Origin of the sequence: Photorhabdus noenieputensis (assembly GCF_018448935.1) — a bacterium.
Classification (GTDB): domain Bacteria; phylum Pseudomonadota; class Gammaproteobacteria; order Enterobacterales; family Enterobacteriaceae; genus Photorhabdus; species Photorhabdus noenieputensis.
Genome location: NZ_RCWC01000041.1, coordinates 1 through 24,477, shown reverse-complemented (window position 1 = coordinate 24,477; position 24,477 = coordinate 1). Strand labels below are relative to the sequence as shown.

Below are 24,477 nucleotides of genomic sequence, written 5' to 3'. Positions count from 1 at the left end.
GGATATAGCGATGAAAAAACTACTTTTTGCACTCCTCTTAGGCACAGTAACTTTATCTGCAACCGCCACGGAGAAAGAGACCATTCGTTTTGCCACAGAAGCCACTTATCCGCCGTTTGAGTTCATCGATGCAAATAATAAAATTCAGGGTTTTGATGTCGATCTGGTCAATGCTCTCTGTGAGAAAATTAATGCAACATGTACCTTCAATAACCAATCCTTTGACAGCTTGATCCCCAGTCTGAAATTTCGTCGCTTCGATGCTTTAGCCGCCGGTATTGATATCACTCCCGAGCGCCAAAAGCAGGTTGATTTTACTAACACTTATTACGACAACTCAGCGGTTTTTATTTCCGTTAAAGGCAAAGTCTCCAGCATCGCAGAGCTGAAAGGCAAACTTGTGGGTATCCAGAATGGGACCACTCACCAGAAATATCTGATGGAACAACGAAAAGAGATTAAAACCGTTCCTTATGACAGCTATCAAAATGCAATTTTGGATCTGAAAAATGGCCGTCTGGACGCTGTTTTCGGTGACACTGCCGTTGTTAACGAGTGGCTGAAAAAGAATGAAAACTTAAATACCATCGGTAACAAAGTCACTGATAAAAATTACTTTGGTATCGGTTTAGGGATTGCTGTTCGTAAGGGTAACAAAGAGCTACAAGATAAATTTAATAAAGCACTCGCTGACATCAAACGAGATGGCACTTATGACATCATCTATAAAAAATGGTTTAAATAAGTAGCTGAATCTCCATGAATGAATTCCAATCTCTAACAAGCGCCGCCGGCATCACCGTCGGCCTTGCCGTGTCTGCATTAGTGCTTGGTCTGATTTTAGCCATGCTATTTGCTGCCTGGGAATCAGCCCGTTGGAAACCCTTCGCCATACTGGGTACCTGTTGGGTCACTCTGTTCAGAGGGTTGCCGGAAATTTTGGTCGTGTTGTTCGTCTACTTCGGCGCATCACAACTTCTCATGATACTGGCTGATGGCTTTGATGTTTATCTTATCTTCTGGCATCCCAGAGTTCAGATAGATATTCAAGACTTTTATGTCAGCCCATTTCTTTGTGGCGTCATTGCACTTTCCCTGCTCTACTCTGCCTATGCATCCCAGACACTCCGTGGCGCGATAAAAGCTATTCCTGTCGGCCAATGGGAAGCCGGTCAAGCATTAGGTCTTGGCCGCGCTGAAATATTTTTCCGCCTGATCATGCCCCAAATGTGGCGACATGCTCTACCGGGGCTCGGCAACCAATGGTTAGTTTTGTTGAAAGATACCGCATTGGTATCGCTTATTAGTGTGAATGAACTGATGCAGCAAACCAAAAGTATTGCCACACGCACTCAAGAACCTTTTACCTGGTATATGATCGTGGCGCTGATTTATCTGGCTATTACTCTGATCAGTCAGTTTATTTTGAAGAAAATTGAGATGCGTACCACTCGCTTTGATCGGAGTGCTCCCTGATGCTTGAGTATATTCAACAAATTTTACCAGGGTTGACAACCAGTCTGAGCCTGACCGTCACAGCGCTTTTTGTTGCTTTCATGATGTCCGCCCTGTTCACTATGGTTCTGACCATGAAATTGCCGGTACTGACACAACTGGTAAAAACCTACATTACTCTGTTCACCGGTACGCCTTTGCTAGTGCAGTTCTTCCTGATTTACTACGGACCGGGGCAATTTCCATCTATAAAAGCGTACCCGTGGCTCTGGCAATTACTGTCTGAGCCCTGGCTGTGTGCAATGGTAGCACTGGCGCTTAACAGTGCAGCATATTCTACTCTGCTATTCCACGGCGCGGTAAAGGCAATTCCTGCTGGTCAGTGGCAATCCTGTCAAGCGTTGGGCATGTCTAAAGCACAATCTATGCGGATACTACTGCCCTATGCTTTTAAACGGGCGTTATCTTCCTATTCCAACGAAGTTGTATTGATTTTCAAAAGTACCTCTCTCGCAAGTACGATTACTTTGCTGGAAGTAATGGGATACAGTCGGCTTCTATTTGGCCGTAATTATGATGTGATGGTCTTTATCGCCGCAGGGGTGATTTATCTATGTGTTAACGGCATCCTGACTTTGCTAATGCGAATGATTGAACGCCGTGCACTCGCTTTTGAGCGCCATGACTAAACAGGATAGGGCGGTTCTTGTAGAACCCCCATTCCCCACATAATTCTTTGGTTATTTAATCGTGACTTAACCTCAATAACGTTAAAACTTCGTAATGCTCGGTATGGGGAAACATATCAAACAACTGTGTCTTTTCTACACGATAGTTGGCTAGTGCGGCAATATCTTTCGCCATTGTCTGAGCATTACAGCTTGAATAAAGAACATAAGCTGGTGCCATTTTACTGAGATAATCGCATAACGCCTTACCAATTCCCCGGCGAGGCGGATTTACCAAAACCAATTGCGGAATTTGCTCTTTTGCTATGGCGAAGTTTGTTGAGTCCAAAGCTTGAAACTCGATATTTTCCAAACCCAATATTTTCGCCGAATCACGGGCACAATTAATGGCTTCGGGGCTAATTTCGATTCCGGTTAAACAGGTATTTTTATCTGCACAATGCAGACCAAAACCCCCAACACCACAGAATAGATCCCACATACTACTGATTTTCAGTTCACGAACCCAACGTCCTGCTGTTGCATACAATTCAGAAGCCATTTTCGGGTTAGTCTGGAAAAAGCTATGTGGACGGATGTAAAGAGGAATGCCATTGAACTGTTCCTTGAGCGCTTTTTGCTCAGTAAATAGGATCTCTTTTTCTCCCTCTAAGATCGCCATATGGATCGGCTGAATATTCGCAGAGATCACCGTAAGCTGTGGCAATTGCTCACGCAACCGAGGTAAGGCACGCTCCAATTGAGCAATCTTCGTTTCAGAACGCAGTACAAAACGCAACATCATTTCACCACTATGACGACTTTCTGTCAGCAGCAAATATTTCAGTTCACCCCGCTTACGAGCAACGTTATACGGCGTCAACCCGGCACAAGCAATGAACGATTTAACAACATCGAATACAGGTTGAAAATGCGCTGGATAAAGGGGGCAATTACACAGATCAACCGCCGTGCCATCACGATGCAACATGCCTAACAATGGGCGCTCTACACTACCACTGACAACCATTTTGGCTTTATTACGAAAGGCACCTGGTTGGCTGGCGATTGGAGGTAACCATTGATTCACAAGGGTTTGAGATAATAATTGTTTTAGATTCTGCTGTTTATCTTCTAACTGCTGAGAATAGGGTTTTTCAAGCCACTGACAAGAGTGACAATGCCCCACAGAATAATGCGTACATTGCATTGTAGGATGACCGTGTTGGAAATATTAGTGCAAAGTAAAAGTCGGTGCCTTAGCAGAAGCTTGTGCTTCTTCTTCCTCTTCGATGTCACTCTCAATTTCGATATCACGATTAATATACAGCAAGTTATTACTGTGAATTTCAAAAATCACACCTGCAATCTGTTCTTCACTTTGTTGCAAGAAATGAGAAAACTGGGAAAAAGTCAGCCCGGCTGAAATAAGGAAAGATTGACATACCACCAATTTCGGTAAATTTTCATCCTGAATATCAAGGAAAGCCTTGATTGTCAGGGAACTAGCATTAATCTGACTTAGATTAGCCATCAGAGGAATAATGGCGGTTGGTTTGACTTCTGCCAAGGCAGAAAACAAGATTACATTGTCCAAAAGATCAATTTTGGCATCAAATAAACCATCAATATTCTGCATATGAGGTAGATGCAGCGCTTGGCATGAATCGCACTCAAAGTAGGAAATTTTGAGCTGATCCAACCACTCACGCAATACTGATAAGTCAGGAATGACAAGTGAACTCATCTAACAACCCCATACAACGGAAAATGAAAAAGCGCTATAGCTTACGAAATAATTCTTTATCGCGCTATCACCAATAACTGATAAATTATTTTTATCTACCGTTATCACTACCTTCTGCCTTATTTTTGCTCTCTTTTTTTATGCTCAATGCCCAAAAAAGAGAGACCGAACACTGCACGCCAAATGATATTAATCGCAACAGGGACCAAACAACCCATTACCCGTTATCTTTCAAGTTGCCTCTTTGTTGGCTACACTCGCTCACCCCAGTCACATAGTTTGCTATGCTCCCGGGGATTCACTCCCCTGCCATCGCGATGCACCTTGAAATCCATAGGGTATATGCCGGTGAAAATCATAACAACATGTGCTTCTGGCGTCATTAGTAAATCTGTTAAGACAACAATATCATTAATAGTCAAATATGCTAGGAGCAAGCCGCCAATGCCGACAATCTCTAGCAGGATAACCTGTTTTGGCATATCTGCCAATGAACTCATACTTCCTTGATGCCTTTTCATCACATCCTCTTTAACAACCTGATGCTGCATTATACTACCGGAAACTCTGTTACCAAAATTGGTATGTTGAATTAAAGCAAAAGGCAATTTCTGCTTTTTTTTACAGATCTATACAGGCATAGTAGCGATCAAATAAGCATGAACAACACATCAAACCGCATTATTTTAATATAACCAAGAGGAGTTTATATGTTTACTGTGATTTTCGGTCGTCCTGGCTGCCCATACTGCGTCCGCGCGAAAGAACTAGCGGAACGACTGAAAGAGCAACGTGATGATTTTGACTTCCGTTATGTTGATATTCACGCCGAAGGTATTACTAAAGCTGATCTGGAAAAAACGGTTGGTAAACCCGTAGAAACTGTTCCACAGATTTTCGTTGACGAGAAACATATCGGTGGCTGCACAGACTTCGAAGCCTACGTAAAAGAGCACCAACTGCTACAATAATCGAATTTCTGGTTCTACTTTGTTGTAGTAAAAACCGCGATTGATTATTAACCACAGTGGACTCGGTTGGTTTGTGCAAAAAATGTTATTTTCATCAAACTGAAAAAAATCTGATTTTTTTTTCTTATCACGAAGAACTTTCTTGCCAAATCGTAGTCTGAATTAATGCCACTGCTTTTCTTTGATATCCCAATATTGAGGAACCCGGTAGTCATCCATTTTGGTTCAAGACTATCGGGTTTTTTTATGGGATAAACAGATAACCGATTCTACAGATGATCAAACTATCAACCATTTGTACTATCACCTTGGTAATCTAGAAGTTATCATCATATATATCAATGAGTTGCTTGGTTTTTATCCTGACGACTGCCAGATATTTCCTTGACGGAAATATAAACCAAACATAAATAACACCAACAATTAAGACAATTACGCTTTACTCACAAGTCGGCCAACTTTACTCTCTTGCGTCCGACTATCGTGATGTACATAAGTGACTGTATGTGAGGCCCGATTTGTTAGAACAAATAAATCATGATCTGTTTACTTTTTTCAATGCTACGCCTGAATCATCACCAGCCATGATTGCAATGGCGGTGTTCATTGCAAAATACCTGGTTCTTATTTTCCCTCTAACCTTAGCTAGTTTCTGGTTTTGGGGTTCAGAGCGTACTCGCCCTCATCATCGGGCTATCGTCAGTAAAACCACCATTGCTTTCTGTTTTGCGATGCTAACCTCATTCTGTATCGGCTTACTCTGCCCTCACGACCGCCCTTTTGCAGAAGGTTTTGGTTATAACTTTCTTCCTCACGCACCAACAACCTCATTCCCAAGTCATCATGGAACAACTGTCTTCACTTTCGCTTTATCCTTTTTATTCTGGTATAGGGTTTGGCCGGGCTTATGTATGATGGCAATTGCACTGGCTATCGCATGGGCCAGAGTCTATTTAGGCGTTCATTGGCCGATGGATATGGTCGGGGCATTTATCGTCAGCCTAATGGGATGCACTTTTGCGCAAATAATATGGAGCCTGTCTGGTGAAAGTTTACAAAAAAGATTGAACAGTCTGTATCAACGTTGCTGCGCTTTTCCTATCCGTAAAGGCTGGATAAAGAGCTAGTAACATAAGTGCAACTCAGTGACTTGAGATAAACAAACCCTGTTTCAATCAAGGTCTTTTTATTAGAAATTATTGGCTAATTTTACATGCCAAAATGAACATGAGTTAACCAGCAAGATAATATTCTGTACCCTATTTAACATTTATTTGCGCTTAAATTCAGCTCAACGATTTTCATATAAATCAATAAATCTGTATAAATCATTGTGTAAATAGATATATAACGAAAGAGATTATTAAAACTTGATCAAAGGATAGCGAGTACATCTTTCATGCATATTATTGATGCCATTAATCTATTATCCTGATTTTATATATATCTTTCACAAAGATACAAACATTACATCATAGACACCTATTCTTCAAATTCGGTAACAAATTGATATTTATCAATTTATTAACCATTTCTTCTATTTGTTATTTTCATTCATTAATATGTAAATAAATAGATGTAAAATAACAAAAACATAAGATAATAATGAGAGTTGAGTAATGGGAAAATTGAGGTTATAATTTGACCTCATTAAAATTCGCAATATTTAGGCAACAATTACACTAAATCTCGCAACATGATGACTTTTCGAGATATATTACGCATTTGAGACTATGATCACGGTACTATTCACTAAAAATCGCTATCTTGCCGCTATCAAAAGTCTGGTCTTAAAATTTCCAGACTTTCTTTCAAAAAAGAAAGTAAAGCGAAAATTTTGGCTTGTTAATTCAAAGTCCAATTTTCGACCAGGATGCTAATATGGTAATAAAAACGTTCAAATAAACACCAAAGATATTTAAAGAATTTATTTTTATAAAGAAAGAGTTAAGCCACATGTATTTGCATTTATTGCATACTTGCGGCATTGTAATTTCATTTTTTAATTTACCGCGTTATTCTCGGAGATAACTATGGATATGACTCAAACAGGTACGATCGCATCGCAGGCGACCAGCCCAAGCGATTATAAAACCTGGCGTAAATCAGATACAGTATGGATGCTTGGCTTATACGGTACCGCAATTGGTGCTGGTGTATTATTCTTACCTATCAACGCCGGTATTGGCGGCCTGCTGCCTCTTCTGGTGATGGCACTACTAGCTTTCCCAATGACTTTCTTCGCCCACCGTGGGATGTGTCGTTTCGTTCTATCAGGCAAAAACCCTGGTGAAGATATTACCGAAGTCGTAGAAGAGCACTTTGGCAGCCTGGCAGGTAAACTTATCACCCTGCTCTACTTCTTCGCTATCTACCCAATTCTCTTGGTTTACAGCGTTGCTATTACCAACACCGTAGACAGCTTTATTGTTCACCAATTACATCTGCCATCACCTCCTCGTGCCCTGCTGGCTCTGATCCTGATTATTGGTATAATGACCATCGTCCGTTTCGGTGAACAGGCTATTGTTAAGGCGATGAGTGTGCTGGTATTCCCATTTGTTGCCGTTTTGATGCTACTAGCGTTCTATCTGATCCCTAACTGGAACACCGCAATCTTCGAAAACATCACCGTCTCTGCATCAGGTGCAAGTCATGGGCTGCTGATTACGCTATGGCTGGCTATCCCGGTGATGGTGTTCTCTTTTAACCACTCGCCAATTATCTCAGCGTTTGCTGTGGCAAAACGTGAAGAATATGGTGATAACGCTGAGAAAAAATGCTCCCGCATTCTGGCATACGCCCATATCATGATGGTTGCCACCGTGATGTTCTTCGTATTTAGCTGCGTATTGAGCCTGTCTCCAGAAAATCTGGCAGAAGCCAAAGCACAAAATATTTCTATTCTGTCTTATCTGGCTAACCACTTTAATACACCAGTGGTTGCCTATATTGCTCCGTTTATTGCCTTCATAGCCATTACCAAATCTTTCCTTGGCCATTATCTGGGAGCACGTGAAGGTTTTAATGGTATGGTTGTTAAAACATTGCGCGACCAAGGCAAAACTATTGAGCCTAAAAAGCTGAATCGTATCACGTCCATTTTTATGTTAGTCACAACTTGGATTGTCGCGACTCTGAACCCAAGTATTTTGGAAATGATCGAAAGATTAGGCGGGCCTATTATCGCAATGTTGCTGTTCATTATGCCGATGTATGCAATCCGCAAAGTTCCTGCAATGCGCAAATATAGTGGCAAGCTGAGTAATGTATTTGTCGTCTTTATGGGATTGGTGGCTATCTCTGCGGTCCTCTATTCACTGTTTGCATAGATAAACACGACTTGGTTGCTGTTCTCTTCAAACGAACAGCAACCAAACTAATGACATGAACTAACCGGCGGAAAAATTTAAACTACACTATCCACTTCACCCAATCCCTCTGCTGTTCATCATATTGCCACAAATCATCTTCGTTAAAATATCCACGTTCATCTATTGGCACTCCCTGCTCTTCTTCCTCGTCCCATTGTTGCCGCAACTTATCTGTCAGGATATAAGGCGTCTTGGTCGCAACCTCTCCAGTAAAAGGAAACCTACTGCCAGTCTCCTCAAGACGGATAAACCTGGCATCGGTAGGAATATTAGAGATAACTACAGCACCGGTTGCTGAAGGAAAGAGAACATAACCGTTAATCAATGGGAAATATCGTGGCAAACCCGGTTTATATGGTGGTGGAATGATATCAACGGCATTCCACATAAGATGATAATCTAACCCCTCATCGTTATTAGGCCCCATTGGATAACCTTGGTAAAAATAACGATTATGAATGGAATAATTACCCGTCAATACATATGCAATATAAAAATAGTAACTAATCAGATCGACTTCTTCTGTTCTGAACGTACCGAATATTGAATGTAAAGGAAATGTTCCCATACCGCCCAGGAGACCAAGAACTTCATACTGTTCATTATGACCATATTGATCAATATATTTCCCCGTCTTGATTTTTGACACCTGTATATCTGTCAAAATATTATCGCGTCCATTATTTGGGTTGAATCTATATCGACCATAAAGAAAGTGCAAACTATCCTCATAAACGTAAGTAAATTGCTCCTGATTAAGCATCCGGAGAGGATTAGGTTTATCCGTCCATCGCTTGTCAGCACTTAAATTATTGCGATTTCCGAAACGGATAGAAAGCGCTAACGGATCAATATATGACATATAACCACCTTTTCATCATAGAATAGTGAGCCTATACGCCCATTAAAAAAAGATAATTATTTCTCTAACAACGGTTTAACACTATATTGTCTTGCTAATTTATAATTTCCTATCCAGAATTATCTTAAATGTGTTACTGCTAAAGCACTAAATATGAATGTATTAACTCCCTACCCAAAATAAGCAATCTATACCCGTTATCTTTCAAGTTGCCTCTTTGTTGGCTGCGCTCACTCACCCCGGTCACATAGTTACCTATGCGACCGGGGATTCACTCCATTGCCGCCGCAATGCATCTTGAAATCCATAAGGTATATATTCAATAGAATAATGAATTCTAATTATTTTATTTCTAATAACATTCTTTTATTGATAAATATAAAATTGCTCTAATACAATTTAGCCTTAATATTGAAATAGTTATTTTTATGGCTATTTTATTTACTATTGAGTTTTTTAAAGAATAGACCAATACTTCATAAAGAAAAGTTTTTTTTATAAAAAACACATACAACATCTCATTTACATTAATATTTATATAAATTTCAAACAAATAAATTAACCATGTTTATTTACAATAATCAAAAATATAATTTAAATTTTTAATTATCAAACTAATCATTCAAAATAAATAAATCACCAATAACATTTTAATTTAATCTAATTATATGAAATATAAAAAATTCCGGTTATTTTATATTTATCACGTTGACAATTTATTTTCTATTTTTTTGGCAATATAACTCTACTTATCAATTAATTACATTATTTTTTCAAATTTATTTGACAACCTATAAATGGCACCTATAGTTATATGTGTTAGAGAAAATGTTATATGCCAATTAAAAATGTTAACTGCCCTATATTTTTAGCGCAAAAAAATTTCTTATGTAGATTGCTTTTAATAGTAGAAGTACCAACCATCTTATATTTCTCAAAAAAACGGTTTTCCGTTATTTATTCAGAGACAATATAAGTTATTAATTAAATTATATTTTGGAGTTTATATTATGATTAACGACATGCATCCTTCTTTAATCAAAGACAAAGATATGGTAGATGACGTAATGTTACGTAGCTGTAAAGTCATTGCAATGAAAGTTATGCCAGACAAAGTTATGCAAGTCATGGTGACTGTATTAATGCTTGATGGCACATCTGAAGAAATGCTTTTAAAATGGAATCTGCTAGACAATAGAGGCATGGCGATTTATAAAGTCCTAATGGAAGCACTTTGCGCGAAGAAAGATGTGAAAATAGGAACCGTAGGAAAAGTTGGTCCTCTCGGTTGCGATTATATTAATTGCGTAGAAATCTCTATGTAAAATAATCGTCTGTGAAATGCTTGAGCCAAATAATAGATTCCTAATAGAAACTCGATCTGATTGAAGCGATTTCATTAATCGCAAAATACAGTACTTTTGTGATAGGAGTTTGGCACAACATTTCTCTGGTATAATGAGGCTGATTTTTATAACAGCACATTTTACCCTATTTAAGGCAGAGCGTAATATTAACGCCCTGCCTGCCTGATTATATTTAATATAAAAATAGAATCTCATGAAAATAATAGAAAACAAACTTTCAATAAATTAAAAGTAATTAACCTGATTATCTATTTTACACAGACAATATCAATATATTATTATCATAACTTAATTCCATTCAAAAAAAATTTCTTATAAAAACTACTTTTAAGATAGCACATAGCACCCACTCAATTTTAAAAAAACAAGGCATAACAATATCCTCTTATTGTACGCTGTGAATAATTAATAACAGATGTAATTACAACAATAACATTCGTAATATGTAATTATTAATAAAATATCATACACACAGGTATTATTAATATTAAAATAGATTTAAATTAATTAATTACAAACCTTGCAGTAATATATATCTATGCGAAACATTATAGAATAAGAATAATTTCATAATGTTTTATCTGAATATTAACTAGAAAAAATTTTTAAATCATTCACTACATCTTGCTTGTACGTTTCAATGTCTGTGGCTTCTTTCTTACTCACACTCTATTAATAAGAATATCCTGCATAAATAATTCCTATTGGAACAGATTGTTAATCTTTCCATTTCAACGACACGAAATAAATATCAATATTATTTTTTGATTAGAGTTATTGATTTAATTACTATAACCATTTAGAGGAAATATATTATTGGCAACCTTTTAACAGCATCAATAATTATATGACACAGATAAACTTTTAATATGGATTACAATTACCAATTACCTTATATTTCTTCGGCGGACAAATTACTGTTCTGCACACTTTAGTAATAAATTCTATTTTTCAATTACATTAAATTAAAAGGTTAACACAATGAACTATGTAAATCCTTCTTCTAATGAAGCGGTAACAGAAAATAAACCTGAACAAACTTCTCCAAATCCTAATTACTATTTCGCTGTTGGTACAGTAACTTCAGTTCAGGCTGCACCTGATCAAAACCAATTGCAAGTGACTGTAACCATGCAATTCCCTAACGGCAAATTTAACTATCTGTTATGGTGGAATGCGCAGGACTACAGAGGTGCCGCACTGTATCATCTTCTTCTGAGCGCTTGCAGTAATAACAAACGTGTAAATATAACTTCTTCATCAGCGGTTTCTCCTGGTGGTTACAATTATATCTACAACGCAACATTGTTGGCTTCTTAATATAAAGTCATAAATTGCTAAATAGCTGCACCTAACTCCTTATTGTTACAATAGAAATTGAGTGTGGTATTTCTCTGGTAGAACAACGCTGATATTGAGTAAAAGCTAACAGTATTTTTCTACCAGATATTCCCTTCTCCAGGCAGAACCTTAATCACAAGGTTCTGCCTGTTTTCGTAACATCGTTTTAAGTTCACGATAATTAATAAATAATATCTTATTTCAATAATGCTATTTTGATATCATTAATCTATATTCAATGAATTCATTGAACATACATTTAATATATCCAATAACAACATATTAAAACAATTGTATTTGATCTATTTTTGAACATTGATATTTCAATTCTTCGCAAATTAATTTCCTATCTAATATTACCTATAAAATAACAAAAAACAATTAAAACTCATTTTCTTGACAAATATCAATAACGCTTACTACTATTTTTAATACTTGAATATCTATACCCTATGGATTTCAAGATGCATCACGACGGCAAGGGAGCGAATCCCCGGGAGCATAGATAACGATGTGACCGGGGTGAGAGAGTGCAGCCAACAAAGAGGCAACTTGAAAGATAACGGGTATATTTTTCTCTCACTCACTTCTCTTCATAATAGGTGATAAAATGTCAGAAGAAAGCCAACGTATTAAAAAGCCATCCTCAGGTTACGTAACAGATCATTTCTACGATGGAGCATGGCATAGAGCTGTCAAATTTGTTGAGGGCAGTGTTGAATTTTTTGATGTTTATGATGTTATCTTTGAGGGGATTACTTACCAATCTCCACCGATCTTAGTTTCTGAGAATCTCATTATTGTTCCCATAGCAAAAGATGAAGTCGCCTGGAACAGTAAAATAGAAATATATGGCGCTATCGGCACTGGAGAAAGTGAAAAAATTTTTTCTGACGGTGATGCCGTCCGACCTTTTGCCGGTGAACTTGATGTTTCAAATCCTCAGGAACCCCTTGTTATTTTCGGCGGAGGCAATGTTAGTCGTTTTCCCAATTACACAGCCAGTGTCAATGGGGTTGAATATGGTGGTTTGATGATAGATCCAGAAAAGAACTCAATATCCTTATTGCGCCCCATTGAAGATGGAAAGCTGATGGTATTTGGTAAAACTGAAACTGGCAAAAATGTCATTGTTTTTGAAATAGAAACTGAAGGTGAAAATAAACCGCTTAATGGATGGGTAGAGTTTCATGACGTAGCAACCTGTATCCTATTCAGAAGCGGCGATTTAACAGGATTCGCTAATAGCTATGAACTGCGATATGAAGGAACATCAACCCGCAATTATCGAGGTTTATCACCTACGCATATTCGTTACGAAAATATTGGTCATCATATTAGAACTGAGGTCGAATTATGGGCTTACTGGCAAGATAAACCTGATGGTGTCTTGTTATTCAAAGGCCGGTACAATGGATCTGCTGTAAAAAACAACAAACGTTGCTCTTTAGATGAAAAAAAGTAAGTGTAAAACGTGCGCGGCAAAATGCCGCGCCCTAAATCAGGCAGAATATAACTCCATACAATCTGCCGCGTAAATCATATATCGACATCAAATCAACCAAAAATCGCCTTAAACCAACCACTCACTTTCATCACAATCAAATCCCAAATACGACTGAAAAAGCCACCTTCCTCCACCGCCTCTTTAACCACCAAAGGACGTTGCTCAATCACCTTGTCCCCCAATTGGAAATTAATCACGCCGACAACCTGATTTTTCGCCAAAGGCGCTGTCAATGGCGTCTGATTTAACGTGTAACTGGCTTTCAAATTTTTTAGCTGCCCACGAGGAATGGTGATCGCCGCATCTTTTTCCACGCCAAGAGCAACATCTGAACGATCGCCATACCAAATCTTTTCTGAAACAAACGGTTCACTAGCTTTAATGGGCGTCACTGTTTCATAAAAACGGAGTCCCCATGCAAGTAATTTTTCACTTTCAGCGAAACGAACCCGATCACTTGGCGCACCTAGCACAACAGAAATCAGCCGCATAGGTCCCTCTGTCGCTGAAGCAACCAGGTTATAACCAGCGCCGCTGGTATATCCTGTTTTCACACCATCGACATTTATATTCTTATTCCACAACAATCGGTTACGGTTAGGCTGTTGGATTTTATTAAAAGTGAATGTTTTCTCTTTATGCAGGGCATACTCATCAGGAACGTCACGAATCATGGCCTGACTCAATATCGCCATATCACGAGCAGTACTGAATTGCCCCTCAGCATCCAATCCATGAACCGTACGAAAATGGGTGTTGGTCAACCCAAGTGCTTTTGCATAATTATTCATCAAACTGACAAATACATCCTGACTACCCGCCACATAATCAGCTAAAGCAATACTGGCATCATTGCCAGACTGAATAACAACACCACGATTCAAATCGATCACTTTTACCCTGTCGCCGGGTTTAAGAAACATGAGAGAAGAACCTTTCAATATAGGATTACCCGTCGCCCAAGCATCTTTCCCCACAGTAACGATATCTTCCGGCGTGATTTTTCCCGCTTTTATCGCCTGACCGACAACATAACTGGTCATAATTTTTGTCAGACTGGCTGGATCAAGCCGCTCATCGGGATTACCGGCCGCCAGAATTTTACCGCTGTCATAATCCATTAACACATAAGCTCTAGCGTCCACTGGTGGAACGACAGGTTCATCCGATGCATAAACACCGGCACTTGCCATTGATGCCACTGTCAGCACCGCAATAACACATTTCATCGTCATCGCCAGACTTTTCTTCATCCTCGTTCCCCTTTACTTAATAAGAAAAAATGTCAAATTCTTCTACCCTATGGATTTCAAGATGCATCGCGGCGGCAAGGGAGCGAATCCCCGGGAGCATAGAGAACTATAGTGACCGGAGTGAGTGCAGCCAACAAAGAAGCAACTTGAAAGACGATAGGTATATTAATATAAAATGTTGTACGACAAGAAACCAACATAAATAGGATAAAGATTGTTCTGATCACGGGTTTTCATTTAATCTAATAAAGCGTTATTGGTAGCAAATAACAGACTTTCATATTATCCCGATTCAAGGAGAAGCCCATGCTGACCATTTGGGGCCGTAAAAACTCTTCCAATGTAAAAAAAGTGCTCTGGTGTCTGAAAGAACTCGATATACCATATCATCAGATAGATATTGGCGGTAAATTTGGCAAACTGGATGACCCGCAATATCTGAAAATGAATCCGAATGGAAAAATCCCTTGTTTACAGGAGGGCGATTTTATTTTGTGGGAATCCAACGCCATTGTGCGTTATCTTGCAGCAAAATTTGGTAAAGATGTACTTTATCCGCAAGATCTACAGGAAAGAGCGAATGGAGATAAATGGATGGATTGGGTTGGTTCACATCTGTTTCCTCATATCAAACAACTTGTAATAGGTTTTATTCGCACACCGGAAGCTGAGCGGGATCAAAAACAACTAGAACAAACCTTGGCTGAAATCGAAAAACTGATGGAAGTACTCGATGATACCCTGGCAGAACAGAAATATCTTTCTGGCGATAAATTTGGCATGGCTGATATTGCGTTAGGCCCCATGATTTATCCTTGGCTTAATATTCCAATCAAACGTCCATCTCTGCCAAATATTGAACGCTGGTACCAGTTAATAGCAGAAAGACCAGCGTTCAAAGAAATTGTCATGATTGAGTTAAGTTGAGAAAAATCAGCTCATTGGCATCCATCTAGGATCGGGATATTGATACTTAAATCCTAACTCCTGGCAAATACGGCTGCCATCAACAATTCTGCTTCCCACCTGAGTTTCCTCTCTGGAAAACTCAGGTGGAACTAAATCAAGCTGATTACTGGCCTTGGGGTAAAATTCAGCTTTGGTTGGGTGAACCGGCGCACATAAATTATAAATATGCCCACCGTTAGTCCTCTGAATTAATAAGTTAATGGCTGAAATAACATCATCCTGATGAACTAAATTAACCGACTGATTACCCCCTTTAACTTCCTTTTTTCCCGCCAGAAAACGCCCGGCATGACGGCCACTGCCTACTAAACCGGCTAAGCGCAAAATATCAACGGAAATATTTGGCAATTTGTGCAACCAATTCTCTAATTCAACCAATGCCTGAGCGGAAGATGTTTCAGGGCAAAAAGGTGCATCTTCATTGAGATTACCAGTAACAAAACCATAAACAGAGGTAGAACTAGTAAAAATAATCCTTGGCACAGAATATGAAAGAGCGGTATCGACAATTAACTGAACTGCCTTAACATAGTTATAACTGCCACCCGCCGTGTGGCTTGCCGGTAAAGTGATAATCATCACATCGGCTACCATCAGTTGCTCTAAATCATCAAGCGCACAATTAATCTGAGGTTCCAGTTGTAACAAATAACATTCGATACCAGACATACGTGCTGCTTCTACACCATCTGGTGTCGTTTTACTGCCAACAACCTGCATACCACTACGACTCAATGCCTTGGCTAATGGCATCCCCAACCAACCCAGACCGATAATGGAAACTTTTTTCATCGCCACTCCTACTATGCCTGATATTATTTTGATTATGCAAACAATTTGAACATTAAGCCACTGTTATTATTGGTACTGTATTTCTCCCATAGAAAACAATATTTCAAGTAAAAACAAAACATTATTGCAATATAAATTTATTATTAAAAAAATAGATTGCTTTTAGTCCATTAAATCGTATAGGTTGAATAGCGAGCAAAAAATTTAATCTCTGCTGGTCAGTGAATAAAAGCAACCGGCAATAAATAATCACCAATAGCAATAATAAATTAAAGAGAAACCATTATGATCCGCATTCAATTCAGCCATTACCACCATCATCATCCTGATTAGTCTTTCAGGCGGTTGTGTGCTGGAAGACGTTTAGCGAGTCTTCCGGTGGCATGAATGCGATAAACCCTCGGAAGGATCTTCCGGGGGTTTTTTTATGTTTTTGATTTTAAGTGGGGATAAAAATGTTAGATAAATCACGTTTACGTATCGCAATGCAGAAATCAGGCCGATTAAGCGAAGATTCACGAGAACTACTGGCTCGCTGTGGTATTAAAATTAATCTGCAACAACAGCGCCTAATTGCATTTGCTGAAAATATGCCAATTGATATCTTGCGGGTACGTGATGACGATATTCCAGGGTTGGTTATGGATGGCGTCGTCGATCTGGGTATTATCGGTGAAAATGTGCTGGAAGAGGAGCTATTAAGCCGTCGAGCTCAGGGAGAAGATCCTCGTTATTTCACCTTACGCCGTCTTGATTTCGGCACCTGTCACCTTTCACTGGCCGCGCCTCTAGACTACAACTATACCGGCGTCGAATGTTTACAAAATGCCCGTATCGCAACCTCTTACCCTCACCTACTGAAACGTTATCTCGATCAGAAAAAAATCCACTTTAAATCCTGTCTGCTAAATGGCTCAGTTGAAGTTGCCCCCCGCGCCGGGTTAGCAGACGCTATCTGCGATCTGGTTTCAACTGGCGCAACACTGGAAGCGAATGGTCTGCGGGAAGTAGAAATTATCTACCGTTCCAAAGCCTGTCTTATTCAACGTGATGGTGAAATGCCCGCCGATAAACAGCAACTGATTGAGAAACTGTTGACCCGCATTCAAGGGGTGATTCAGGCCCGTGAATCCAAATACATCATGTTGCACGCACCAAGTGCAAAACTCGAACAAGTGATTGCCCTGCTACCTGGGGCAGAACGCCCAACGATTCTACCGCTGGCGGGGGATCAGAACCGCGTTGCCATGCACATGGTAAGCAGTGAAACACTGTTTTGGGAAACTATGGAGAAACTTAAATCCCTTGGTGCCAGCTCCATTTTAGTATTGCCGATTGAAAAGATGATGGAGTAAACGAAAATGACTAATCGTTTCGATACCCTGATCCACTGGCAAGAATGCCATGATGACCAACAAAGCGCTTTACTGACACGCCCTGCTATTTCAGCTTCCGAAGAAATCTCCCGTACAGTGGGGCACATTCTGCATGCGGTAAAAGAGTATGGCGATCACACTCTGCGTGAATTCAGCCGCCGTTTCGACAAAACGGTTATTGAAAATATCCGTATTTCGCCGGAAGAGATAGCCGCCGCAGAAAATAGTCTGAATGATGACATTAAACAAGCAATGCAACAGGCAATGAATAATATCCGTGTTTTCCACGAAGCGCAGAAGCCTACAAAGATCGAAGTAGAAACCCAACCAGGGGTTTATTGTCAACAAGTAACACGGCCTATTAATTCGGTTGGGCTTTATATCCCCGGGGGTTCCGCGCCATTACTTTCTACCGTTTTGATGCTCGGAACACCTGCTCAAATAGCGGGCTGCCATAAAGTTGTACTTTGTTCTCCACCACCGATTGCCAATGAAATTCTCTATGCAGCCACACTGTGTGGAATTACGGAAATATTCCAGATTGGCGGCGCTCAAGCCATTGCCGCTATGGCATTTGGAACAGAATCCGTACCCAAAGTAGATAAGATTTTTGGTCCAGGTAACGCTTATGTTACCGAAGCCAAAAGACAAATTAGTCAGCGCATAGATGGCGCTGCCATTGATATGCCTGCTGGCCCATCGGAACTGCTTATTATCGCCGATGCGGGGGCAAACCCCATCTTTGTGGCTGCCGATTTACTCTCTCAAGCAGAACATGGCCCTGATTCACAAGTGATATTGGTTACCCCTGATGAAGCATTAGCCAAAAAAGTGATAACGGAAATCGAAAAACAGCTTACCCTGCTTCCCCGCAACCAGATTGCCGCCAAGGCATTAGCACATAGCCGGATTATTGTGACAAAAAACCTGCAACAGTGCGTAGAAATCAGCAACCGCTATGGCCCAGAGCACTTGATTATCCAAACCCGCCAGCCAGAACAACTGGTTGAAAAAATCACTAGCGCCGGTTCTGTTTTCCTCGGTGACTGGTCGCCGGAATCTGCGGGAGATTATGCATCAGGAACCAATCACGTACTACCAACTTATGGCTACACTTCAACCTATTCCAGCCTTGCTCTGGCAGATTTCCTAAAACGTATGACAATTCAGCAACTGACACCACAAGGGCTGCTGAACTTATCTCACACCATTGAAACACTGGCGCAAGCAGAACAACTGACCGCTCATCAAAACGCGGTCACTTTACGGGTGGCGGCGCTAAATACTGCCGGCCAAGGAGTAAATATGAATAACATTTTTGATGCCAATCTATTGGCACGAGAAAATATCCGCAAATTAACACCTTATATGTCTGCCCGTCGCCTTGGCGGCACAGGTGATGTTTGGTTGAATGCCAATGAATACCCACTAGCACCTGATTTCCAATGCACTGAGCAAACATTAAACCGTTATCCTGACTGTCAGCCAGCCTCGGTTATCCGTCGTTATGCCGCCTATGCCGGCTTACAACCTGAGCAAGTGCTAGCCTGCCGTGGTGCTGATGAATCCATTGAACTTCTAATCCGCGTATTTTGTGAACCCGGACAAGATGTGGTTCTGTTTTGTCCTCCAACTTATGGTATGTACAGTGTCAGCGCTGAAACTTTTGGTGTCGAACAAAAAAAAATTGCCGCACTGGAAAATTGGCAACCGGATATCAAAGCGATCGAAAATAACCTCGACCGGGTAAAATTGATCTATATCTGTAGCCCTAATAACCCAACAGGAAACTCAATAAATCCTGATTCATTGCGTAAAATTCTGGAACTGACCGCCAACCGTGCCATTGTCACTATCGATGAAGCCTATATTGAATTTTGCCCGGAAAATAGTATCGCAAGTTGGCTAAAAAACTATCCAAATTTAGTCATTTTGCGAACCCTCTCGAAAGCTTTTGCTTTAGCTGGTCTGCGCTGTGGATTTACTCTCGCATCTGTGGATATCATCACCCTGTTGTTAAAAGTGATTGCACCTTACCCGCTTTCTACTCCTGTTGTGAATATTGCAGCACAGGCACTGACAGCAGAAGGCATTGCCGTTATGCAAAAACGGGTTATTGAAACCAGAAAGAACCGCGATTATTTGCAACAAGCTTTGAATAAATTGGCTATCGTTGAAAAGGTATTTCCCAGTGAAACCAACTATATATTGGTGAAATTCTATGACGCAGAAACTGTTTTCAAAACATTATGGCATCAGGGCATCATCTTGCGCGATCAGCGCAAACAGCCCGGTTTAGAAGGTTGTCTGCGGATCACCATCGGCAGCCGTAAGGAGTGTGAGCAGGTGGTTGAAGCCATCAGCAACCTTTCCACTATAAATCAACAACCAAAGGAGACCGCAAGCTGATGAACCAGAAACTCCTTTTTATTGATCGAGATGGTACGCTGATCACTGAACCACCAACAGATTTTCAGGTTGATCGTCTGGATAAACTGGCACTGGAAACCGGGGTTATTCCGGCTCTGCTTGCCCTACAAAAATCGGGGTTCAAGCTGATTATGATCACCAATCAGGACGGCCTTGGCACAGATAGTTTTCCATTAGAACAGTTTGAACCGCCGCATAACCTGATGATGCAGATTTTCAGTTCTCAAGGCATCCATTTTGATGAAGTTTTAATCTGCCCTCACAAGCCAGAAGAGAACTGTCATTGCCGTAAGCCAAAAATCAAACTAGTGGAAAAATATCTGGCAGCAGGCTTGATGGACACCGCTAACAGCTATGTGATTGGCGACCGGGAAACTGATCTGCAACTGGCAAAAAATATGGGCATTCAGGGGTTACGTTATCATCCGAAAAACCTTGGCTGGTCTGCCATCAGTGAACAACTAACCCGTAAAGATCGCCACGCTCATATTCAACGCGTCACTAAAGAGACATCCATCAATATTGACATTTGGCTCGATCGTGAAGGTGACAGCGATATCAATACCGGTGTCGGGTTCTTCGACCATATGTTGGATCAAATTGCTACTCACGGTGGTTTCCGCATGCATGCTCAGGTCAAAGGCGATCTCTGTATTGATGATCACCACACCGTTGAAGATACCGGTCTGGCATTAGGGGAAGCGTTGAAACTGGCTTTGGGAGATAAACGGGGCATTTGCCGCTTTGGTTTTATGTTGCCAATGGACGAATGCCTTGCACGCTGTGTTCTCGATATCTCCGGTCGTCCTCATCTGGAATATAAAGCTGAATTCAAACACCAGCGGGTGGGTGATCTGAGTACTGAAATGATTGAGCATTTCTTTCGTTCACTCTCTTATGCAATGGCCTGTACACTGCATCTGAAAACAAGAGGCAGTAACGATCATCACAGAGCAGAAAGCCTGTTTAAAGCCTTTGGTCGAACACTACGTCAGGCGATTCGGGTAGAAGGCGATATATTACCTAGCTCCAAAGGGGTTCTGTGATGAAAGTCGTCATTCTTGATACTGGCTGCGCCAACTTATCATCGGTAGCTTATGCCATCCGAAAATTAGGCTATCAACCTGAAATCAGCCAAGAAGCAACGGCGATCCTGGCAGCAGATAAATTACTTTTACCTGGTGTCGGCACTGCCAGTGCCGCAATGGATCAATTGAAACAGCGGGAACTTATACCGTTAATTAAAGTACTCAGCCAACCTGTATTAGGCATTTGCCTTGGCATGCAGCTATTCGCTACCACCAGCGAAGAAAGCAATAATGTTACCGGTGATAATATCACCCTACTCGAAACTATTGATTCCCCGGTCCAAAAAATGGCTACTCATGGTCTTCCATTACCACACATGGGCTGGAACCAAGTTCTGCCAAAAGCCGGGCACCCGCTATTCCGTGGTATTGAAGACAATGCCTATTTTTATTTTGTCCATAGCTACGCGATCCCACTGAATACCTACACCATTGCGCAAACTGAATATGGCCATACTTTCAGCAGTGCAATCGCCAAAGATAACTTCTTTGGCGTGCAGTTTCACCCTGAACGTTCCGGTACTGCCGGAGCCAGACTATTAAAGAATTTTCTGGAGATGTAAGCACAATGATTATACCGGCATTAGATTTGATTGATGGCAAAGTAGTACGGTTACATCAGGGGGATTATGCTCAGCAACGGGATTATCAACACGATCCTCTGTCCCACTTTCAACAATATGAACAACAGGGAGCAAAACGACTCCATCTGGTTGATCTGACCGGTGCTAAAGATCCATCCGCCCGCCAGATCCCTTTACTACGCAAATTACTTGCCGCGGTTTCTATACCTGTCCAAGTTGGCGGTGGCATCCGTACAGAAGAAGATGTGAAAACATTGCTTGATGCAGGAGCCAACCGGATAGTGATTGGCTCTATCGCCATCAAACAACCAGCACTCGTTACCCAATGGTTTAAACGTTATGGGGCGGAAAATATTGTGCTGGCGCTGGATGTCCGTATCAATGATACAGGCATGAAACAAGTTGCCATCAATGGCTGGCGGGAGAACTCCTCCGTCACTCTGGAACAGGTTATTGAGCAATATTTGCCTTGCGGGTTGAAATATGTACTGTGTACAGATATCTCCCGCGATGGCACTCTAACTGGCTCAAATGTCGAATTATATCGGGCAATTTGCCAATACTATCCACAAATCGCGTTTCAGGCTTCCGGTGGCATCGGCACGTTAAATGATATCGCTTCTCTGCCTGCCAGCGGCGTGGCCGGAGTGATTATTGGCCGCGCATTACTTGATGAGAAATTTACCCTGACGGAGGCAATTCAATGCTGGCAAAACGCATAATTCCTTGCCTTGATGTTCGCGACGGGCAAGTAGTTAAAGGCATTCAATTTCGCCATCACGAAATTATCGGCGATATTGTGCCACTCGCTCAACGTTATGCAACAGAAGGTGCTGATGAACTGGTTTTCTACGATATCACCGCCTCATCTGATGGACGGGTAATCGATAAAAGTTGGGTAGCCAAAGTTGCGGAAGTGATCGATATTCCTTTTTGCGTTGCCGGCGGCATTAAAACCGTCGAAGATGCAGGGCAAATCCTCTCATTTGGGGCAGATAAAATCTCTATCAACTCCCCTGCACTGGCCGATCCAACCTTAATTACCCGTTTGGCCGATCGTTATGGCGTTCAATGCATTGTCGTAGGGATTGATACTTGGTTTGATGAAAGCACCGGCCGCTATCAAGTTTATCAGTTTACCGGTGACGAAAAACGCACAAGGGCCACTCAATGGCAAACCCTCGATTGGGTAAAAGAAGCGCAACGCCGTGGTGCAGGTGAAATCGTACTCAATATGATGAACCAGGATGGTGTTCGCAATGGCTATGATCTGACTCAACTAAAACAGGTGCGCGACATTTGCCATGTCCCTCTCATTGCCTCTGGCGGCGCAGGCGCACCAGAACATTTTCTTGATGCCTTTAAACAGGCAAATGTCGATGGTGCACTAGCAGCATCTGTATTCCATAAACACATTATTAATATTGGTGAATTAAAACAGTACCTTTCACAACAAGGCGTGGAGATAAGAACTTGCTGACCGCACAACAAATCGAAAAACTGGATTGGGAAAAAGTCGCTTATATGATGCCGGTTATTGTGCAACATACTATATCCGGCGATGTCCTAATGATGGGCTATATGAATAAAGAAGCACTGAATATTACTATCAGTTCAGGCAAAATTACTTTCTTTTCCCGTAGTAAACAACGTCTATGGACCAAAGGTGAAAGCTCCGGCCATTTTCTTAATTTGGTCGATATCTATCCTGATTGTGACAACGATACCCTGTTGGCACTCGCAGATCCAATCGGCCCTACCTGCCACTTTGGTACACACAGTTGCTTTGCTCCGGCACAAACTGAATGGGGATTTCTCTATCAGCTTGAAAAATTGCTGGCGAGTCGCAAAACAGCCGATCCTGGCCATTCATACACCGCGAAGTTATATGCCAGTGGTACTAAACGAATCGCTCAGAAAGTGGGTGAAGAAGGGGTAGAAACCGCTTTGGCCGCGGTAGTGAATAATAGAGAAGAGCTAACGAATGAAGCAGCGGATCTGCTGTATCACCTAATAGTTCTACTACAGGATCAAGAGCTGGATCTTAGCTCTGTTATTCGTCGATTACGGGAAAGATGAAGCAGAAGACAGTCTAATTTTAGCTCCTTATCCCGTCAATACAATTGATTTTCCATTCCAGCTTCACCATTGAAAAACAACTTCACCTCAAAATAGCCGATTTGCGAATCGGCTGTTACTTTCAGACTTAGCCCATTAATAGGTTTGTGGGGAGACAATTAATTCCACATTAGATAAAAAAATAGGTATTTGGCCGAATGGTTTTTGGTTATATGCTCCAATTTAAATAAAACTTTCTCAGTAAGAAAAAGTTTCATTCAAATAGGATTTTAATTACTAATCTGAATTTTGGATAAAAGATTGAACTAACTGCCTGTTTTAAGATCAAAATCTTTCCCCCGAAAACCGATCTTATTTAGAAAATGGATTTGTATGGTATTAATGTGAAATAGCACTGGAATCGCATCGAAAGTGGTATATATGCGGGTTACTAACTGCATGATGTAAATACAAATACCTTTAATTATAAAAAACAGACTTACACTGCTAGGTAGTGTCCCTTAATTATATAATCTCCGGCAAAAGAGTCGAATACAGCCTAATTTCACCATCGACAGATAGTTTCGTGCTGTTTTTTCATAGCGTGTTGCAATACGTCGATTACCTTTCAAAAA

Annotated in this window: 24 protein-coding genes, 2 pseudogenes and 1 other annotated feature; of the genes and pseudogenes, 19 read left to right on the top strand and 7 right to left on the bottom strand. The window is 40.8% G+C overall.

Annotated features, from left to right (window positions below; all coding sequences use genetic code 11):
* Positions 1-10 precede the first annotated feature (10 nt).
* From artJ to artM, 3 genes are read left to right on the top strand one after another with little or no spacing between them, the layout of a single operon-like run.
* Entirely contained in the window at positions 11-745 is a 735-nt protein-coding gene (gene artJ, locus EAE91_RS20710; RefSeq protein WP_214090142.1) for an arginine ABC transporter substrate-binding protein, read from the top strand.
* Positions 746-759: 14 nt separating this feature from the next.
* Positions 760-1,476 carry an arginine ABC transporter permease ArtQ gene (gene artQ, locus EAE91_RS20705; RefSeq protein WP_214090141.1) on the top strand — a complete coding sequence of 239 codons (717 nt, stop codon included), beginning with the start codon at positions 760-762 and terminating at the stop codon, positions 1,474-1,476.
* Positions 1,476-2,144, top strand: coding sequence for an arginine ABC transporter permease ArtM (gene artM / locus EAE91_RS20700; protein WP_214090140.1), 669 nt, complete (start codon positions 1,476-1,478; stop codon positions 2,142-2,144). Before artQ ends, artM begins: the two co-directional genes overlap by 1 nt.
* A gap of 55 nt (positions 2,145-2,199) precedes the next feature.
* On the opposite strand, the gene rlmC is transcribed toward artM, so the two are convergent.
* The 3 genes from rlmC to EAE91_RS24370 all read right to left on the bottom strand — a co-directional run bounded on the left by rlmC (position 2,200) and on the right by EAE91_RS24370 (position 4,421).
* The gene (gene rlmC, locus EAE91_RS20695; protein ID WP_214090139.1) at positions 2,200-3,333 is read right to left on the bottom strand and encodes a 23S rRNA (uracil(747)-C(5))-methyltransferase RlmC; all 1,134 of its coding nucleotides are present in this window, start codon (positions 3,331-3,333) and stop codon (positions 2,200-2,202) included.
* A gap of 24 nt (positions 3,334-3,357) precedes the next feature.
* Positions 3,358-3,870, bottom strand: coding sequence for a type III secretion system chaperone family protein (locus EAE91_RS20690; protein ID WP_139655022.1), 513 nt, complete (start codon positions 3,868-3,870; stop codon positions 3,358-3,360).
* 251 nt (positions 3,871-4,121) lie between these two features.
* Positions 4,122-4,421, bottom strand: coding sequence for a YbjC family protein (locus EAE91_RS24370; protein ID WP_244868967.1), 300 nt, complete (start codon positions 4,419-4,421; stop codon positions 4,122-4,124).
* Positions 4,422-4,580: 159 nt separating this feature from the next.
* Here EAE91_RS24370 and EAE91_RS20680 point away from each other — a divergent pair, with 159 nt between their 5' ends.
* The 3 genes from EAE91_RS20680 (at position 4,581) to EAE91_RS20670 (ending at position 8,173) form a co-directional block, all read left to right on the top strand.
* The gene (locus EAE91_RS20680) at positions 4,581-4,841 is read left to right on the top strand and encodes a GrxA family glutaredoxin (protein WP_011145878.1); all 261 of its coding nucleotides are present in this window, start codon (positions 4,581-4,583) and stop codon (positions 4,839-4,841) included.
* Between the two features lie 518 nt (positions 4,842-5,359).
* Positions 5,360-5,968: an undecaprenyl-diphosphate phosphatase gene (gene ybjG / locus EAE91_RS20675; protein WP_214090138.1), complete on the top strand. Its 609-nt coding sequence runs from the start codon at positions 5,360-5,362 to the stop codon at positions 5,966-5,968.
* Positions 5,969-6,874: 906 nt separating this feature from the next.
* Positions 6,875-8,173 carry an HAAAP family serine/threonine permease gene (locus EAE91_RS20670; RefSeq protein WP_214090137.1) on the top strand — a complete coding sequence of 433 codons (1,299 nt, stop codon included), beginning with the start codon at positions 6,875-6,877 and terminating at the stop codon, positions 8,171-8,173.
* Positions 8,174-8,255: 82 nt separating this feature from the next.
* Here EAE91_RS20670 and EAE91_RS20665 read toward each other — a convergent pair whose 3' ends face one another.
* Complete coding sequence (locus EAE91_RS20665) at positions 8,256-9,077, bottom strand: hypothetical protein (RefSeq protein WP_214090136.1); 822 nt, start codon at positions 9,075-9,077, stop codon at positions 8,256-8,258.
* Positions 9,078-10,087: 1,010 nt separating this feature from the next.
* Here EAE91_RS20665 and EAE91_RS20660 point away from each other — a divergent pair.
* The 3 genes from EAE91_RS20660 (at position 10,088) to EAE91_RS20650 (ending at position 13,250) form a co-directional block, all read left to right on the top strand.
* On the top strand, positions 10,088-10,402 hold the full coding sequence (locus tag EAE91_RS20660; protein ID WP_036780034.1) for a hypothetical protein: 315 nt from the start codon (positions 10,088-10,090) through the stop codon (positions 10,400-10,402).
* Positions 10,403-11,425: 1,023 nt separating this feature from the next.
* The gene (locus EAE91_RS20655) at positions 11,426-11,764 is read left to right on the top strand and encodes a hypothetical protein (RefSeq protein ID WP_214090135.1); all 339 of its coding nucleotides are present in this window, start codon (positions 11,426-11,428) and stop codon (positions 11,762-11,764) included.
* A 631-nt stretch (positions 11,765-12,395) separates the two neighbouring features.
* Complete coding sequence (locus EAE91_RS20650; protein ID WP_214090134.1) at positions 12,396-13,250, top strand: hypothetical protein; 855 nt, start codon at positions 12,396-12,398, stop codon at positions 13,248-13,250.
* A 92-nt stretch (positions 13,251-13,342) separates the two neighbouring features.
* Here EAE91_RS20650 and EAE91_RS20645 read toward each other — a convergent pair whose 3' ends face one another.
* Positions 13,343-14,485, bottom strand: coding sequence for a serine hydrolase (locus tag EAE91_RS20645; RefSeq protein WP_376744765.1), 1,143 nt, complete (start codon positions 14,483-14,485; stop codon positions 13,343-13,345).
* A 366-nt stretch (positions 14,486-14,851) separates the two neighbouring features.
* Between EAE91_RS20645 and EAE91_RS20640 the strand changes: the two genes are divergently transcribed.
* The gene (locus EAE91_RS20640) at positions 14,852-15,472 is read left to right on the top strand and encodes a glutathione S-transferase family protein (protein WP_214090132.1); all 621 of its coding nucleotides are present in this window, start codon (positions 14,852-14,854) and stop codon (positions 15,470-15,472) included.
* A gap of 6 nt (positions 15,473-15,478) precedes the next feature.
* Here EAE91_RS20640 and EAE91_RS20635 read toward each other — a convergent pair whose 3' ends face one another.
* Positions 15,479-16,306, bottom strand: coding sequence for an SDR family oxidoreductase (locus tag EAE91_RS20635; protein ID WP_214090131.1), 828 nt, complete (start codon positions 16,304-16,306; stop codon positions 15,479-15,481).
* A gap of 285 nt (positions 16,307-16,591) precedes the next feature.
* Between EAE91_RS20635 and hisL the strand changes: the two genes are divergently transcribed.
* The 9 genes and pseudogenes from hisL (at position 16,592) to hisIE (ending at position 23,863) form a co-directional block, all read left to right on the top strand.
* Positions 16,592-16,639 (top strand): his operon leader peptide, encoded by a 48-nt coding sequence (gene hisL / locus EAE91_RS25100; RefSeq protein WP_109791964.1) that lies wholly within the window; start codon positions 16,592-16,594, stop codon positions 16,637-16,639.
* Positions 16,615-16,735 (top strand) — a sequence feature (His leader region). It overlaps the preceding gene by 25 nt.
* A 26-nt stretch (positions 16,736-16,761) precedes the next feature.
* Positions 16,762-17,661, top strand: coding sequence for an ATP phosphoribosyltransferase (gene hisG / locus EAE91_RS20625; protein ID WP_214090130.1), 900 nt, complete (start codon positions 16,762-16,764; stop codon positions 17,659-17,661).
* Positions 17,662-17,667: 6 nt separating this feature from the next.
* A pseudogene (gene hisD, locus EAE91_RS20620) lies at positions 17,668-18,987 on the top strand (histidinol dehydrogenase); the annotation flags it as partial.
* Positions 18,988-20,091 (top strand): histidinol-phosphate transaminase, encoded by a 1,104-nt coding sequence (gene hisC, locus EAE91_RS20615; protein WP_214090161.1) that lies wholly within the window; start codon positions 18,988-18,990, stop codon positions 20,089-20,091.
* Complete coding sequence (gene hisB / locus EAE91_RS20610) at positions 20,091-21,158, top strand: bifunctional histidinol-phosphatase/imidazoleglycerol-phosphate dehydratase HisB (protein ID WP_214090129.1); 1,068 nt, start codon at positions 20,091-20,093, stop codon at positions 21,156-21,158. Before hisC ends, hisB begins: the two co-directional genes overlap by 1 nt.
* Complete coding sequence (hisH, locus tag EAE91_RS20605; protein ID WP_214090128.1) at positions 21,158-21,763, top strand: imidazole glycerol phosphate synthase subunit HisH; 606 nt, start codon at positions 21,158-21,160, stop codon at positions 21,761-21,763. Before hisB ends, hisH begins: the two co-directional genes overlap by 1 nt.
* 5 nt (positions 21,764-21,768) lie before the next feature.
* Positions 21,769-22,506 carry a 1-(5-phosphoribosyl)-5-[(5-phosphoribosylamino)methylideneamino]imidazole-4-carboxamide isomerase gene (hisA, locus tag EAE91_RS20600; protein WP_214090127.1) on the top strand — a complete coding sequence of 246 codons (738 nt, stop codon included), beginning with the start codon at positions 21,769-21,771 and terminating at the stop codon, positions 22,504-22,506.
* The gene (hisF, locus tag EAE91_RS20595; protein ID WP_214090126.1) at positions 22,488-23,264 is read left to right on the top strand and encodes an imidazole glycerol phosphate synthase subunit HisF; all 777 of its coding nucleotides are present in this window, start codon (positions 22,488-22,490) and stop codon (positions 23,262-23,264) included. Before hisA ends, hisF begins: the two co-directional genes overlap by 19 nt.
* Positions 23,258-23,863, top strand: coding sequence for a bifunctional phosphoribosyl-AMP cyclohydrolase/phosphoribosyl-ATP diphosphatase HisIE (gene hisIE, locus EAE91_RS20590; RefSeq protein ID WP_214090125.1), 606 nt, complete (start codon positions 23,258-23,260; stop codon positions 23,861-23,863). The genes hisF and hisIE overlap by 7 nt, the downstream gene beginning before the upstream one ends.
* A gap of 500 nt (positions 23,864-24,363) precedes the next feature.
* On the opposite strand, the pseudogene EAE91_RS20585 reads toward hisIE, so the two are convergent.
* Positions 24,364-24,477 (bottom strand): annotated as a pseudogene (locus EAE91_RS20585) (IS5/IS1182 family transposase); the annotation flags it as partial.

Bases quoted from the DNA above. Each gene is read 5' to 3' on its own strand.
- EAE91_RS20665 (WP_214090136.1), bottom strand. From the start codon at position 9,077: ATGTCATATATTGATCCGTTAGCGCTTTCTATCCGTTTCGGAAATCGC.
- EAE91_RS20670 (WP_214090137.1), top strand. From the start codon at position 6,875: ATGGATATGACTCAAACAGGTACGATCGCATCGCAGGCGACCAGCCCA.
- hisA (WP_214090127.1), top strand. From the start codon at position 21,769: ATGATTATACCGGCATTAGATTTGATTGATGGCAAAGTAGTACGGTTA.
- EAE91_RS20660 (WP_036780034.1), top strand. From the start codon at position 10,088: ATGATTAACGACATGCATCCTTCTTTAATCAAAGACAAAGATATGGTA.
- EAE91_RS20640 (WP_214090132.1), top strand. From the start codon at position 14,852: ATGCTGACCATTTGGGGCCGTAAAAACTCTTCCAATGTAAAAAAAGTG.
- EAE91_RS20680 (WP_011145878.1), top strand. From the start codon at position 4,581: ATGTTTACTGTGATTTTCGGTCGTCCTGGCTGCCCATACTGCGTCCGC.
- EAE91_RS20690 (WP_139655022.1), bottom strand. From the start codon at position 3,870: ATGAGTTCACTTGTCATTCCTGACTTATCAGTATTGCGTGAGTGGTTG.
- EAE91_RS24370 (WP_244868967.1), bottom strand. From the start codon at position 4,421: ATGCAGCATCAGGTTGTTAAAGAGGATGTGATGAAAAGGCATCAAGGA.
- EAE91_RS20650 (WP_214090134.1), top strand. From the start codon at position 12,396: ATGTCAGAAGAAAGCCAACGTATTAAAAAGCCATCCTCAGGTTACGTA.
- hisC (WP_214090161.1), top strand. From the start codon at position 18,988: ATGAATAACATTTTTGATGCCAATCTATTGGCACGAGAAAATATCCGC.
- EAE91_RS20635 (WP_214090131.1), bottom strand. From the start codon at position 16,306: ATGAAAAAAGTTTCCATTATCGGTCTGGGTTGGTTGGGGATGCCATTA.
- EAE91_RS20645 (WP_376744765.1), bottom strand. From the start codon at position 14,485: ATGGCAAGTGCCGGTGTTTATGCATCGGATGAACCTGTCGTTCCACCA.
- artJ (WP_214090142.1), top strand. From the start codon at position 11: ATGAAAAAACTACTTTTTGCACTCCTCTTAGGCACAGTAACTTTATCT.
- hisB (WP_214090129.1), top strand. From the start codon at position 20,091: ATGAACCAGAAACTCCTTTTTATTGATCGAGATGGTACGCTGATCACT.
- hisF (WP_214090126.1), top strand. From the start codon at position 22,488: ATGCTGGCAAAACGCATAATTCCTTGCCTTGATGTTCGCGACGGGCAA.
- EAE91_RS20655 (WP_214090135.1), top strand. From the start codon at position 11,426: ATGAACTATGTAAATCCTTCTTCTAATGAAGCGGTAACAGAAAATAAA.
- rlmC (WP_214090139.1), bottom strand. From the start codon at position 3,333: ATGCAATGTACGCATTATTCTGTGGGGCATTGTCACTCTTGTCAGTGG.
- hisH (WP_214090128.1), top strand. From the start codon at position 21,158: ATGAAAGTCGTCATTCTTGATACTGGCTGCGCCAACTTATCATCGGTA.
- artM (WP_214090140.1), top strand. From the start codon at position 1,476: ATGCTTGAGTATATTCAACAAATTTTACCAGGGTTGACAACCAGTCTG.
- hisG (WP_214090130.1), top strand. From the start codon at position 16,762: ATGTTAGATAAATCACGTTTACGTATCGCAATGCAGAAATCAGGCCGA.
- artQ (WP_214090141.1), top strand. From the start codon at position 760: ATGAATGAATTCCAATCTCTAACAAGCGCCGCCGGCATCACCGTCGGC.